Source organism: Pseudoalteromonas sp. P1-26 (assembly GCF_001401795.1).
In the GTDB taxonomy this organism is placed as follows: domain Bacteria; phylum Pseudomonadota; class Gammaproteobacteria; order Enterobacterales; family Alteromonadaceae; genus Pseudoalteromonas.
Window position 1 is genome coordinate 13,524 of record NZ_LKDX01000002.1, and the last position, 13,437, is coordinate 26,960.

12 protein-coding genes are annotated in these 13,437 nt (G+C 41.9%); 5 read left to right on the plus strand and 7 right to left on the minus strand.

Annotated features, from left to right (window positions below; genetic code table 11):
- Positions 1-119: 119 nt before the first annotated feature.
- The 5 genes from serA to AN394_RS01420 form a co-directional block, all read right to left on the minus strand.
- The gene (gene serA, locus AN394_RS01400) at positions 120-1,349 is read right to left on the minus strand and encodes a phosphoglycerate dehydrogenase (RefSeq protein ID WP_055020642.1); all 1,230 of its coding nucleotides are present in this window, start codon (positions 1,347-1,349) and stop codon (positions 120-122) included.
- A gap of 14 nt (positions 1,350-1,363) precedes the next feature.
- Positions 1,364-2,017, minus strand: coding sequence for a ribose-5-phosphate isomerase RpiA (gene rpiA / locus AN394_RS01405; RefSeq protein WP_054554255.1), 654 nt, complete (start codon positions 2,015-2,017; stop codon positions 1,364-1,366).
- A 54-nt stretch (positions 2,018-2,071) separates the two neighbouring features.
- Positions 2,072-2,668, minus strand: a complete 597-nt coding sequence (locus tag AN394_RS01410) for a 5-formyltetrahydrofolate cyclo-ligase (protein ID WP_054562325.1) — start codon at positions 2,666-2,668, stop codon at positions 2,072-2,074.
- Positions 2,669-2,681: 13 nt separating this feature from the next.
- Positions 2,682-3,248: a hypothetical protein gene (locus AN394_RS01415; RefSeq protein WP_054562324.1), complete on the minus strand. Its 567-nt coding sequence runs from the start codon at positions 3,246-3,248 to the stop codon at positions 2,682-2,684.
- A 118-nt stretch (positions 3,249-3,366) separates the two neighbouring features.
- Positions 3,367-4,884, minus strand: a complete 1,518-nt coding sequence (locus tag AN394_RS01420) for a S10 family peptidase (RefSeq protein ID WP_055020643.1) — start codon at positions 4,882-4,884, stop codon at positions 3,367-3,369.
- 244 nt (positions 4,885-5,128) lie between these two features.
- On the opposite strand from AN394_RS01420, the gene AN394_RS01425 reads away from it, so the two are divergent.
- The 5 genes from AN394_RS01425 (at position 5,129) to mrcB (ending at position 10,859) form a co-directional block, all read left to right on the plus strand.
- On the plus strand, positions 5,129-6,358 hold the full coding sequence (locus tag AN394_RS01425; protein WP_054562322.1) for a diguanylate cyclase: 1,230 nt from the start codon (positions 5,129-5,131) through the stop codon (positions 6,356-6,358).
- 181 nt (positions 6,359-6,539) lie between these two features.
- Positions 6,540-6,878: a P-II family nitrogen regulator gene (locus tag AN394_RS01430; protein WP_054554260.1), complete on the plus strand. Its 339-nt coding sequence runs from the start codon at positions 6,540-6,542 to the stop codon at positions 6,876-6,878.
- A 9-nt stretch (positions 6,879-6,887) separates the two neighbouring features.
- A complete protein-coding gene (locus AN394_RS01435) occupies positions 6,888-8,117 on the plus strand; it encodes an ammonium transporter (protein WP_054562321.1) in 1,230 nt (409 codons plus the stop codon).
- 161 nt (positions 8,118-8,278) lie between these two features.
- Positions 8,279-8,440, plus strand: coding sequence for a YqaE/Pmp3 family membrane protein (locus tag AN394_RS21580; protein ID WP_082401591.1), 162 nt, complete (start codon positions 8,279-8,281; stop codon positions 8,438-8,440).
- Positions 8,441-8,531: 91 nt separating this feature from the next.
- On the plus strand, positions 8,532-10,859 hold the full coding sequence (mrcB, locus tag AN394_RS01440) for a penicillin-binding protein 1B (RefSeq protein ID WP_055020644.1): 2,328 nt from the start codon (positions 8,532-8,534) through the stop codon (positions 10,857-10,859).
- A gap of 105 nt (positions 10,860-10,964) precedes the next feature.
- Here the strand turns inward: mrcB and hemL are convergent, their stop codons facing one another.
- On the minus strand, positions 10,965-12,245 hold the full coding sequence (gene hemL, locus AN394_RS01445; RefSeq protein ID WP_054562319.1) for a glutamate-1-semialdehyde 2,1-aminomutase: 1,281 nt from the start codon (positions 12,243-12,245) through the stop codon (positions 10,965-10,967).
- 71 nt (positions 12,246-12,316) lie between these two features.
- Positions 12,317-13,333, minus strand: coding sequence for an aspartate carbamoyltransferase (locus tag AN394_RS01450; RefSeq protein WP_054554265.1), 1,017 nt, complete (start codon positions 13,331-13,333; stop codon positions 12,317-12,319).
- Positions 13,334-13,437: the final 104 nt, after the last annotated feature.

Here is a 13,437-nt window from a genome sequence, read left to right on the forward strand (position 1 = left end):
GGTTCCCGTGTTAGGTTTCGCTACACTCAAACCAACCTACGGGCTTAAAGTTTTTGTCCTACAAAAAAGCGCAAGCAGTTTAACTGTTTGCGCTTTTTATTTATTTGTTATATCAAAGATTAGTGAAGGATACGTGCTCTGATTGTACCTTCAACAGCACTTAGCTCTTTAAGAGCGACTTCAGATTGGTCTGTATCGACATCAATTACAACGTAACCAATTGATTCGTCAGTTTGTAAGTACTGGGCTGCGATATTAATGCCGTGCTGTGCAAACGCTTGGTTAATTTGCGTTAGAACACCTGGGCGGTTGTGGTGCACGTGTAATAAGCGGCTGCGGTTTGCAAGCTCTGGCAGTGATACTTCAGGGAAGTTAACTGCAGTAATAGTTGAACCATTATCTGAGTACTTAGCAAGTTTGCCTGCTACTTCAATACCGATATTTTCTTGTGCTTCTTGTGTTGAACCACCAATATGCGGAGTCAAAATCACGTTATCGAACTCGCGCAGCGGTGATACGAACTCTTCATCATTTGATTTTGGTTCTACAGGGAACACGTCGATTGCAGCGCCGCTCAGCTTTTTATCTCGAAGTGATTCTGCTAATGCATCGATATCAACAACAGTGCCGCGAGAAGCATTGATCAAGATGGCGCCTTGCTTCATTACTTCAAGCTCAGCCATACCAATTAGGTTCTTCGTTTGCGGTGTTTCTGGTACGTGTAAGCTAATAACGTCAGCACGTTGTAGTAACTGAGTTAGGTTATGAACTTGTGTTGCATTACCCAGCGTTAGCTTGTCTTCGATATCGTAAAACTCAACGTTCATACCGATATTTTCAGCCATGATACCTAGCTGTGTACCAATGTGGCCGTAACCAATAATACCTAACGTTTTACCACGTGCTTCAAATGAGCCGTTGGCAGATTTTAACCAACCACCGCGGTGTGCTAGGGCATTACGCTCTGGAATACCACGAAGTAATAATAAGATTTCACCAAGTACTAATTCTGCTACAGAGCGTGTGTTTGAGAATGGTGCGTTAAATACCGCAATACCACGTTCACGCGCACCTTGTAGATCGACTTGGTTAGTACCGATACAGAAGCAGCCGATTGCGACTAGCTTTTCAGCTGATTCTAATACCGCTTCATTAATATGAGTGCGAGAACGAAGGCCTACAAAGTGCACATCTTTAATGCGCTCAATGAGCTCGTCTTCAGGTAAGGATGTTTTTACGTAATCAATATTACTGTAGCCATTACGCTTAAGCGTTTCTACAGCACTTTGGTGCACGCCTTCCAGCAAGAGAATTTTAATTTTGTCTTTTGCTAACGATACCTTACTCATATCCTCATTCCTATTTACTTTATTTGCGGCCCATTTTTGGTGCCGATGATGACTTTATCTGCGCCGCGATGGGCAAATAAGCCGTTTGTTACTACACCAACAATCTGGTTGATTGTTAGTTCTAATTCTTTGGCGTTGCTGATATCTAAATTGTGCACGTCTAAAATGACGTTTCCGTTATCTGTTACAACACCTTCGCGGTAAACAGGGTCACCGCCTAGTTTTACTAGTTCACGAGCTACATAGCTGCGTGCCATTGGGATCACTTCAACCGGCAGTGGAAATGCGCCTAATGTTGTAACTTCTTTAGATTCATCAACAATACAAACAAATTGTTTTGCTACCGCTGAAACGATTTTCTCGCGTGTCAGGGCTGCACCACCGCCTTTGATCATCTCATTGTGTGGGTTGATTTCGTCTGCGCCATCAACATACACATCTAGGCTTGATACATCGTTTAGTTCGAATACTTCAATCCCCAGTGCTTTTAACTTTTCAGTTGAAGCCTCAGAGCTTGAAACCGCACCAGTAATGGTGTCTTTTACTGTATCAAGTGCATCAATAAAGTGATTCACTGTAGAGCCTGTACCTACACCAACAATGGTATTTTCGTTTACAAACTCTAGGGCTGCCCAGGCAGCGGCTTTTTTTAATTCATCTTGCGTCATAATTATGTGCTCAGTTAGCTGTCAGAGAGGGCCTATAGTATACAAACAGTTTGCTTACCATTGGTAGATTTTCTCTGGGGTTATAATGTGTTTTAACGGTACATCCCACGATTCAATTGGCAATGCTGAAACATGCTGACATTGATGGGCAAGGCCTATCAAAATCGGTTTTTGCCAGTTTTCTTGGTAATACCGAGCCAACGTTTTGTCATAAAACCCACCGCCCATTCCTAAACGGTTACCTTGATCATCAAATGCCACTAATGGCATAAGTAAAATATCAAGCTTGTCTAAAGGGCATATTTGACTGCAATTTAACTTGGGCTCCAAGATACCATAGCGGTTTGCAGTCATGGGTGAATTTTCTTCATACCTCTGAAAGTATAAAGTTGTGCCATTGAAGGGGTGGATAATAGGCAGATATAAATGCTGCTCTTGCATCCATAATTCTTTAATTAACAATGAAGTGTCTAATTCGCCATCATTGCTGAAATAAATGCCAATATGGGCGTTTTTAGGTGTTTTTAGCGATTTTAAGTGTTGAGTAAAATTCACTTTTAGCGCAATTGCTGCATTTTTTTGTTGTTCAACAGTCAGTGAATTGCGCTTTTTTCGAATAGATTGTCTGATTTCTGCTCGTGTGTTGCTCATGTCAATATTAGTGTTAACTTTCTAAAAAGGAGAAAAGTTCAGGGAAAAGCTCCACTACACCCAAAATGATCAATAACACAATGACCATTGCAATAAGCGAATAGAGTAGGGTATTTGAGCGTTTTTTAACAGGCTCTGTTAATTCGTCTTCAAGTAGCAAGTCATCTTCTTGCCAGCTATCGTCGCTATCAGCAACGCTGTTATTTTCAAGCTCAGGTAAACGCTGCTCTAAGTCATCAAGTTTTTCTTCTAGCCGAATAAGACTACTGGTGATGTAATCGAGGGCATCAAAAATACGTTCTTCACGCTCTTTGGCCTGTGCAGCTGTATTGTCTGATTGGCTGCTGGTGGCTGCTTGGTTAATCGGTTGGAGCTTGGCTTTAATGCCAACACTGGCGAGTAACTTTGCTTGTTTTAGTGCTTTATCTTGCTCGCTTGGTGCAAATAATGGCTTATGCTCAAACAGGGTCGCAACTTTGTCTTTTGTTGTTTTTAGTTTTGAAGCTAGTTGTTCTGTTGCTTGTACTTGGTCGACACCGGCTTCAAGCCCTGCAAACATTACGCGAAATTTTTCTGCCATTTGCTGATTATCCAAATCCTTAAATCAATGACTTGAGTATATACCCAAAAAGATTAGTGGAAAAACAAAAGCCCGTATAAAACGGGCTTTTTCTATTATGGTTTTGCAAATACGCTGTTTAGTATTTTGCTGCTTTGCCTTCGGCTGGTAGTGATTTCAGGATGAAATCACGTAAGTCATTATTTGATGACTCTAAATCTGCATGACGTAAATACATCATGTGACCACTGCGATAGCCTTTAAAGCTTAAACGATCTTTCATTTTGCCACTTGGATCTAACTGCCACATTGTGTATTTAGCATCAAAGTAGTTTGTTGCACCGTCGTAGTAGCCAGATTGAATCATCACGTTTAAGTATGGGTTTTGTGCCATTGCTAAACGTAAGTTTTCACCTGTGTTGTTGCCTGAGCGATCCCAAGGGTGAACATTACCAAATAGGTTATATTTGATATCGGTTTTGTAGTTAAGCTCTTCACGTAGGTAATAGTTAATCGCTGGCGTGAATGAGTGTAACCATGAAGTAAGCTCAGCCCAGTAATCAGGTGACTCACCTGCATCACGTTTGTCGATACCTAGGTAACGAGAATCTAAACGGCCCACAGTTTGGCCGCGCTCGCGTAATAGCTCTTTCCAGAAGAAGTTATTTGGAATATCAAGGTTATTTTGCTCAACAAACTTTTCAGATAAACCTGCGTATTTTGCTGCTTGCTTAATGATTGCACGTTTTTCATCAGCAGGTAAGAAACCACCTTTAGCAATTGCAGGTAAGAACTTATTAACGGTGAACTGTTCAACTTCAGGTAATAACTCGTCTAAGTCTTTTGCTTGTAAGTCTGCGTTAAGGGCTTTGTGGTACCAAGCGGTTGCTGCAAAGTAAGGTAGGCGGTTAGCAGCTTCTACAGGGCCTTCACGTTTAATACCAATTTCAGTTGGTGATACTAGAATAACGCCGTTGATATACATCCATTGGCGATTTTGTAATTCGTGAGCAAGACCAGAAACACGAGTCGTACCATAGCTCTCACCAATTAAGAACTTAGGTGAACGCCAGCGCTCGTTGCGAGAAACAAAGGTGTTTAACCATTCAGCTAAGTATTTGATGTCAGCGTTAACACCAAAGAACATTTTTTGTTGGTCTGACTTACTTGGCAACTCACCTTTTTCGTTTTCAAGAACGCGCGAGTAACCGGTGTTAACTGGGTTGATATAAACAATATCAGCCACGTCTAAAATTGAGTAAGGGTTATCTTTTACGCCATAAGGTTGAACAGGGTAACCTTCGTCATCAATTTTTAATACACGTGGTCCAGTATAGGCAAGGTGCATCCATACTGACGCAGAACCTGGGCCACCATTAAACGAAAAGACTAAAGGACGTTTTGTTCTATCGTCTACTTTATCGCGGGTATAATAAGTATATTGCAGCGTTGCAACGGCATCGCCTTGCTCATTCCAAACCGGTTGTGTACCTGTGGTTGCGGTATATGAAAAACGCTCACCATTAATGCGGGCTTTGTGCTCTGTTACCACTTTGCTGTCAACGTCAATACGACGTCCGTTATCAGCAAAGCTTGGAGTACTGAAGGTCAGTGTTAGTGCTGTCACTGACAAGCCAATAAAACTAACTAGTTTCATGTTGATTCCTTATTATTCGAATTGCAGCTATTAAAAAGTAAAGCAAACTCGATGACAAACTAATGAGACTAGTGACCAATATTAGCTGTTAAACAGAAAAATAACTGAAAATGCTGAGCTGGTTACAAAAAAGTGCATTTTTTTAGCAAAGATATTTTGCTTAATTATTTAGCTAGATTAAAAAATGGCGTATATTTAGCGTTTTTATAATCTGTGTACACGTGCTTAAGAAAGAGAAGTTGCAATGCAAAGAGTATTAGTAGTTGAAGACAGTAAAGTAGTACAGCAAGTGTTACGTCACCTCGCTGCTCACTATTTAGATGTGGCTGTCGACTTTGCGTGGTCTTTAAAAGAGGGCGTCTCTTTAATTTCCGAGCACGATTACACCTTGGCTTTAGTCGATTTAACGCTACCTGATGCGATGAATGGCGAAGTAGCTAAATACACCTTATCAAAAAACATCCCGACCGTTGTTCTAACATCAAAAATTGATGAATACATTCGCCAGCAAATGTTAGAGCTTGGTGTGGTTGATTACGTGGTTAAAGATAACCGCGACTCATACCATTATGCGATCAAACTTGTTGCACAATTACTTAGAAACGATGGTAGCAAAGCGCTGGTGGCTGATGACTCAGTACTAAGTCGCACTTTGATGAAGCAAATGCTCGAAAAGCAGTTGTTTGATGTACGCGATGCTCAAGATGGTGAACAAGCACTACAAATGCTTAAAGACGATCCTGAAATCAAGCTGCTTCTTACGGACTATGCAATGCCAACAATGGATGGTTTTGAGCTCGTTAAAGCGGTGCGTAATTTCCGCGGCCGTGATGATTTAGCTATTATCGGTTTATCAGGTGCCGGTAAGCATGGTTTATCGGCGCGTTTTATTAAATACGGCGCTAACGACTTTTTAACTAAGCCGTTTATGAATGAAGAGTTTCATTGCCGTGTTATGCAAACCATGGAGCAGCTTGCTTTAATAGCCGATATAAAAGAAAGCGCATACCGCGACCATTTAACTGGCTTGTATAATCGTCGTTATTTTTATCAATACGCAGAAAAACTGCTTAAAAATGTTGAGCAAGAAAACGTATTGGCTTTGCTTGATATCGACTTTTTTAAAAATGTGAACGACCAGTTTGGTCACGAGGCGGGTGATCAGGCGCTAAAACAAGTGTCTTCATTTTTAAAGACTAAGTTTGATGACTTTACTATTGCGAGAATTGGTGGCGAAGAATTTGCCGTGGTACTGCATAATATGGACTTAGCTAAGGCCGAATCGAGACTCAATACCTTTAGAGAGCAGTTAGCAAGCCATGCCTTTTCAATTAACGGTGAGCCTTACTCATTAACCATGAGTATTGGTATGACTCAATTCCAAAAAGTATCGCTTACAGCTGCGATGCGCATTGCTGACAAGGCCTTATATCAAGCCAAACAGCAAGATCGGAACTGCTTAGTTAAACTATAGTTGTGCTAATTGCACCAGCGCTGGTTAATTGTTAAAAAAATGCACCAATAGGGTGCATTTTTTTTGTGCAAAAACCAATTTTTATTTTTAAGTTATTGAAAATAAGCAATAAAAAATAGTGGCACAAAGGTTGGATTGTATAAGCCAACAGGATAACAATAAGCGTCCGAAGGGGGCCACTATGAAAATGATTAGTGCAATAATAAAGCCATTCAAACTTGATGATGTACGTGAAGCATTGGCTGATTTAGGCATTGAGGGGATGACAGTTGTCGACGTTAAAGGCTTTGGCCGTCAACGTGGTCATACTGAGCTATATCGTGGAGCTGAATACCAAGTCGATTTTATTCCAAAAATCAAACTTGAAATTGCAACTCGTAGCGAAAATTGTCAACGCGTTGTTGAAACCATCACAAAAATTGCTTCAACAGGCAAAATTGGTGACGGCAAAATTTTTGTTTACGACTTAGACCAAATCGTTCGTATCCGTACGGGCGAACTTGATGAAGAAGCAATTTAAGGGGGAATTATGGAAAACACTATCGTAGAGTTGAAGTTCTCACTCGACACTTTTTACTTTTTAATGTCGGGTGTTTTAGTAATGTGGATGGCGGCTGGTTTCGCTATGCTTGAAGCAGGTTTAGTTCGTGCAAAAAATACAACAGAAATCCTAACTAAAAACGTTGCACTATTTTCTATTGCCTGCACTATGTTCTTATTAGTGGGTTACAACATCATGTATGTTGATAACGCAGAAGGTGGTTTCATCCCTTCATTTGGCGCATTAATCGGCACTCAAGCTGCTGATGCGGATCACTCTTTAGAGTCTGATTTCTTCTTCCAAGTTGTGTTCGTAGCAACAGCTATGTCAATCGTATCTGGTGCGGTTGCTGAGCGTATGAAGTTATGGGCATTCTTAATTTTCACTGTTGTTTTAACTGGTTTCATCTACCCAATCGAAGGTTACTGGACTTGGGGCGCAGGTTTCTTATCTGAAATGGGCTTTGTTGACTTCGCTGGTTCTGCAATCGTTCACGGTGCAGGTGCTGCGGCAGCGCTAGCTGGTGTACTTTTCCTAGGTGCTCGTAAGGGGAAATACGGTAAAAACGGTGAAATCTACCCAATTCCTGGTTCTAACTTACCGTTAGCAACTCTAGGTACATTAATCCTTTGGATGGGTTGGTTCGGCTTTAACGGTGGTTCACAGCTACTTGTTTCTGACGCTGAAAACGCAACAGCGGTTGGTAAAATCTTCTTAAACACTAACGCAGCAGCAGCGTGTGGCGCAATTGCAGCACTATTCGTATGTAAAGTGTTATGGGGTAAAGCTGATTTAACTATGGTTCTTAATGGTGCACTAGCAGGTCTAGTAACGATTACTGCAGAGCCTGCATCTCCAACGCCATTACTTGCTTGTTTACTTGGTCTATTAGGTGGTTCACTGGTTGTATTTAGCATCGTTGCTCTTGATAAAGCGAAAATCGATGACCCTGTAGGTGCTATCTCTGTACACGGTGTGTGTGGTGCACTAGGTATCATGTTAGTACCACTTTCAAATTCTGATGCAACCTTTGTTAATCAATTAATTGGCTTAGTATGTATCTTAGGATTTGTGTTCATCGCGTCATCAATCGTATGGGCAATCCTGAAAAATACCATGGGTATCCGTGTTACCGAAGAAGAAGAACTAAACGGTATGGATCAACATGATTGTGGTATTGATGCTTACCCTGAGTTTGTATCAGTTCGCAGTAACTAATCTTGGTGCGTGCAAATAGCACGCCCATAACAATATCATTGTGTGTTCAAAACAAAGCTCTACTTAGGTAGGGCTTTTTTGCGTTTAAATAAGTCTTTTCTGATAGGCGAAATCGCTATTTTTTGACTATGCTTAATGTTCATTTCTAACAAGGAAAAACGATGGATAACAAACTCTTGCTTATAATTATTTCGCTATTTTTACCGCCTGTTGCGGTATTCTTAAAAGCGGGCGCAGGTAAAGACTTAGTGATTAACATTATTCTATGCTTTATCTTCTTTATACCTGCTGTGATCCACTCACTCTGGTTGTGTACACGCTAAACGAGTTTAAGTGACTGTTAATTTTACAGGTGTTAATATTGCGCTGTTCAAGGCGTAATCCTGTAAAATTAACTGACCAATAGCGAACTCAATGGCTGATAAAAAAACTCCTGCAAAAAAATCGTCTAGTAAACCGAAGGCGACATCAAAAAAAACTACCGCTAAGCGCTCACGCGCACCTCAAGGGCCAGCTAAAGCTAGTGTATTAAGAAAACTTTGGTCAATTTTTTGGAAGCTTTCACTTGCTGTGATTGTTGCCATGGTGCTGTATCTAATTTATTTAGATGCAAAAATTACTCGCCAATTTGAAGGCAATAAATGGCAGTTACCTGCACAAGTGTATGCTCGTGCAATGAGCTTTTATCCTGGGCAGTATTTGTCTCAGCAAGAGGTTATTTGGGAGTTAAACCGTTTAAATTACTCATCTGTAAACAAGCTAAGCCGAACTGGCCAGTATGTTAAATCAGCTAACAGTATTAAAGTGTACCGCCGTGAATTTGAATTTTATGATGGCCTTGAAGATTCACAAGTGATTGAGCTGCGTTTTTCAGGGCAGAAATTAGCAACTATCAAAGATAAATTTGGTCGTCGTTTAAACAGCGCTCGATTAGAGCCAGTTCAAATAGCTCGCATTGGTAATGATTCAAAACAAGACCGCGAGTTTGTGCCGCTAGATAAATTTCCGCCGATGCTAAAAGACACTTTACTAGTGGTTGAAGATCGTAATTTTTATCAACACCATGGCGTATCTGTGTGGTCAATTATGCGCGCTTTATACAGCAATATTAAAGCCGGACGTACAGTGCAAGGGGGCAGTACCTTAACCCAGCAATTAGCAAAGAATATATACCTTACCCGTGAGCGTTCTCTGGTGCGTAAGTTTAATGAAGCGCTTATCGCCTTGATATTGGATTACCGCTACAGCAAAGATGACATTTTAGAAGCTTACCTCAATGAAGTGTATTTAGGTCAGTCTTACAATCAAGGCGTTCATGGTATGGGCCTTGCCGCTGAGTTTTATTTCTCAAAGCCTGTGGATGAGCTTGAATACGACCAAATTGCGCTTTTAGTGGCTATGGTGAAAGGTCCATCGTATTACAACCCACGTCGTTATAGTGAGCGCGCAATGGAGCGTCGTGATCTAGTACTGCGCTTAATGGTTGAAAATAAATTGATTGATACCCGTGAATATCGTGCGGCATTAAAGCGACCAATTGATATTGCACCAATGAAAGACAGTCTGCAAAAGTCGTATCCGGGTTACTTAGAATTAGTTAATCGAGAATTAAAGCGCCTGCTACCTGATCAGCAAGTGTTAGATGCCGGGGTGCGTGTATTCACCTATTTTGACTTACAAAAGCAAACGGCCATGGAAGAGTCGATTGAGGCAAGTTTACCTTATCTAGAAAGACGCCCTAAAACAGAAGAGCTTGAAGCGGCGATGATCTCTGTTAACGTTGAAAAGGGTGGGGTGTCGGCATTAGTTGCGGGCCGTGACGTACGTTATTTTGGTTTTAACCGTGTGCTTGATACCAAGCGTAATATTGGCTCACTCGTTAAGCCTGCCGTTTATTTAACGGCATTTGAAAGTGGTCAGTTTAATGTTGCTACGTTGGTGGATGACTCACCGCTGCAAGTGACTAATGAGCAGGGGAAAGTATGGCAACCAGAGAACTTCGACAAGCAGTTTCGCGGCCCTATGCCACTATACAAAGCATTTAGTAACAGTATAAATATTCCTGCGGTTAACACGGGCCTTGATGTTGGGGTTGATAAAGTAGCTGATACCTTGAAGCGTTTAGGTGTAGAAGGGCGAATTGATCAATATCCATCATTGTTATTAGGCGCTCTTGAGCTTTCAAGCTTTGAGGTAGCGCAGCTTTATACAACCCTTGCTGCTGATGGTCAGTACCGCGAATTAACGTCTATTTCAGCACTGACAGACTCAGTAGGTAAGGTGCTTTATAAACATGATGTCAGCTCACAAAAACGTTTTGATGATGCATCAATCTACATGACTAAGTATGCAATGAAGCGCGTGACTAAAGATGGCACGGCTAAACGCCTAAATGCTCATTTCCCATCAATTCAGCTTGCTGGTAAAACAGGCACCAGTAATGACTTACGCGATAGTTGGTTTGCAGGTTTTGACCAAAACACCGTGACTGTTGCATGGATTGGTCGCGACGATAACAAGAGCACAGGTTTAACAGGAAGTGTTGGCGCACTAGAAGCTTACATTCGTTACCTTAAGCCACTCAACCCTGAAGCCATAGCGGATACTCGCCCTGCTTCTATTCGTTGGGCCTTTATTAACGAAGAGACTGGTCTGCAAGCGCCTCCGGGTTGCGGCAAAGTAGTGCAGCTACCTATACGTGCCAGTGAGTTTGAGCCTAGACCAACTTGCGTTAGAGATTAATAACACCAACTCGCATTAATACTTAAATAAACGAATTGGCAAAGAATAAAAAAAGCCCCAGCATTGAAAAATGCTGGGGCTTTTTATTAACTTGCTTAACGCTTATTAAAGCTTCGCGAATGCGCGCTCTGCGGCAGCAATGGTGTCGTTGATCTCTTTTTCAGAGTGCTCAGCGCACACAAAGCCTGCTTCAAACGCCGAAGGAGCTAGGTAAACACCTTCTTCTAGCATTAAGTGGAAGAACTTCTTGAAGCGCTCTAAATCACACTCAGTCGCTTGTTGGTAGCTAGTTACTTTTTCTTTATCAGTAAAGAAGAAGCCGTACATACCACCTGCGTAGTTTGTTGTAAGTGCAATGCCTGCTTTTTTCGCAGCGGCTTCAAAGCCTTCACAAATTGCTTTGCTCTTTGCTTCAAGTTCATCGTGCAGGCCTTCAGCACTTAATAGCTCTAAAGACTTTAAGCCAGCAGCCATGGCAATTGGGTTACCTGATAATGTACCTGCTTGATAAACTGGGCCAACAGGTGCGATGTAATCCATGATTTCTTTCTTACCACCAAATGCACCCACTGGCATACCGCCACCGATCACTTTACCTAAACACGTTAGGTCTGGCTTGATGTTGTAGTAAGCTTGTGCGCCGCCTAAAGCAACACGGAAACCTGTCATTACTTCATCAAAAATAAGCACAGATTTGTATTCATCACACACCTCACGTAAACCTTCTAAGAAGCCAGGTACAGGTGGAATACAGTTCATGTTGCCAGCAACTGGTTCAACGATGATACAAGCGATTTCGTCAGCGTATTTTGCGAAAATTGCTTTTACTTCATCAAGGTTGTTAAACGACACAGTTAATGTGTGCTTAGCAAAGTCTTCAGGAATACCCGGTGAGTTTGGTACACCCATAGTCAGTGCGCCTGAGCCTGCTTTTACTAGTAGTGAGTCAGCATGACCGTGGTAACAGCCTTCAAACTTTAAGATTTTGTCACGGCCAGTGAAACCACGTGCTAAGCGAATTGCACTCATTGTTGCTTCAGTACCTGAGCTTACCATACGTACTTTTTCGATTGATGGTACTAGCTCTTTTACTTTTTCGGCCATTAAGATTTCAGTTTCGGTTGGTGCACCATAACTTAAGCCATTTTCAACGGCTTCTAATACCGCTTGCTTAATAGCTGGGTGGTTATGACCCATGATCATTGGTCCCCATGAACCAACGTAATCGATATAACGGTTACCATCAGCATCAAAGGTAAAAGGGCCTTCAGCTTTAGTGATGAATAAAGGAGTACCGCCAACGCCATTGAAGGCACGAACTGGTGAGTTAACACCGCCTGGGATTGATTCTTGCGCGCGATTAAAAAGATCTTGGCTAATTGTCATGAATAGTCCTATTGGGTTGTCACGTTAAATGAGTTGGTTTGCAAGGGCTCAAAGAGCCCAAACGAAGTAGCTTAGCTATTACGTTTACGGCTAAACCAAGGCACGTCGACTTCATATTGCTCAACTTTGTCGGCAACATCTAAGGTTAGAGCAAACAACGCCATGCGAATTAACACGCCATTTTGCACTTGGCGGAAAATCGCTAGGTTGTCGTTGCTATTTAAATCGTTATCTAGCTCGTTTGCTTCTAAACGGCTATCACGAGGAAGTGGGTGCATCAGTACTGAGTTAGGCTTACAGTGTGCGTTGTAAATTGCCTGACTGATACGGAAACCACCACGGTATTTGTTAGCTTCTTCTTGTGAAGGAAAGCGCTCTTCTTGGATACGGGTTTGATAAACAATATCGGCGGCCAAGTTGCCTTCCATTTTATCTACTACTTGAATTTTATGACCTGCGTTATCAACAGCATCTAAAATGTAGTCTGGCATTTGTAAGCCATCAGGTGCCACCATAGAGAATTTAACGTCTTTATAATGACAAAGTAATTTAGATAAAGAGTGCACAGTACGGCCGTATTTTAAATCACCTACTAGGGCAATATGCATACCGTCGATACTTTGGTTGAAACGACCTAGCTCACGTTCAATCGTTAGTAAGTCTAGTAAGGCTTGTGTTGGGTGCTCATTCGGGCCGTCACCGCCATTAATCACTGGCACGTCACACCCGGTGGCAAACTCGGCAACAGAGCCTGCGTCAGGGTGGCGCATTGCGACTGCATCTGCATACGCTGAGATCACGCGTGCGGTATCATACAAAGATTCACCTTTTGCAAGCGCTGAGCTTTGCATGCCCGTTGTTTCACGAACTAAACCACCTAGTAAGTTAAATGCAGTACCAAAACTTACGCGAGTACGCGTGCTTGGTTCAAAGAACAAGTTCGCTAAAATTGCGCCCTCTAAAACATTGGTGCGCTTTTGCTTTTTAGCATAAGGCTCCATTTTCTTAGCAACTGCAAAAATACGTTCAATACAATCTCGATCAAGCTGATTGACCGACAGGATATTTTCACCTTGGAAACTTAGCATGGGGTTTGTTCCTAATCACATTTATAGGGCGCTGGCACTCGGTATGGGAGGCCGCATAAATTTGCGCAGTACTATAGCAAATTTTTAGCGTTCACAGCAGCAAA

Excerpts from the sequence above, each read along its gene's own strand:
- AN394_RS01410 (WP_054562325.1), bottom strand. The coding sequence starts at position 2,668 with ATGAGCAACACACGAGCAGAAATCAGACAATCTATTCGAAAAAAGCGC.
- rpiA (WP_054554255.1), bottom strand. The coding sequence starts at position 2,017 with ATGACGCAAGATGAATTAAAAAAAGCCGCTGCCTGGGCAGCCCTAGAG.
- AN394_RS01450 (WP_054554265.1), bottom strand. The coding sequence starts at position 13,333 with ATGCTAAGTTTCCAAGGTGAAAATATCCTGTCGGTCAATCAGCTTGAT.
- hemL (WP_054562319.1), bottom strand. The coding sequence starts at position 12,245 with ATGACAATTAGCCAAGATCTTTTTAATCGCGCGCAAGAATCAATCCCA.
- AN394_RS01430 (WP_054554260.1), top strand. The coding sequence starts at position 6,540 with ATGAAAATGATTAGTGCAATAATAAAGCCATTCAAACTTGATGATGTA.
- AN394_RS01420 (WP_055020643.1), bottom strand. The coding sequence starts at position 4,884 with ATGAAACTAGTTAGTTTTATTGGCTTGTCAGTGACAGCACTAACACTG.
- AN394_RS01425 (WP_054562322.1), top strand. The coding sequence starts at position 5,129 with ATGCAAAGAGTATTAGTAGTTGAAGACAGTAAAGTAGTACAGCAAGTG.
- AN394_RS01415 (WP_054562324.1), bottom strand. The coding sequence starts at position 3,248 with ATGGCAGAAAAATTTCGCGTAATGTTTGCAGGGCTTGAAGCCGGTGTC.
- AN394_RS21580 (WP_082401591.1), top strand. The coding sequence starts at position 8,279 with ATGGATAACAAACTCTTGCTTATAATTATTTCGCTATTTTTACCGCCT.
- AN394_RS01435 (WP_054562321.1), top strand. The coding sequence starts at position 6,888 with ATGGAAAACACTATCGTAGAGTTGAAGTTCTCACTCGACACTTTTTAC.
- mrcB (WP_055020644.1), top strand. The coding sequence starts at position 8,532 with ATGGCTGATAAAAAAACTCCTGCAAAAAAATCGTCTAGTAAACCGAAG.
- serA (WP_055020642.1), bottom strand. The coding sequence starts at position 1,349 with ATGAGTAAGGTATCGTTAGCAAAAGACAAAATTAAAATTCTCTTGCTG.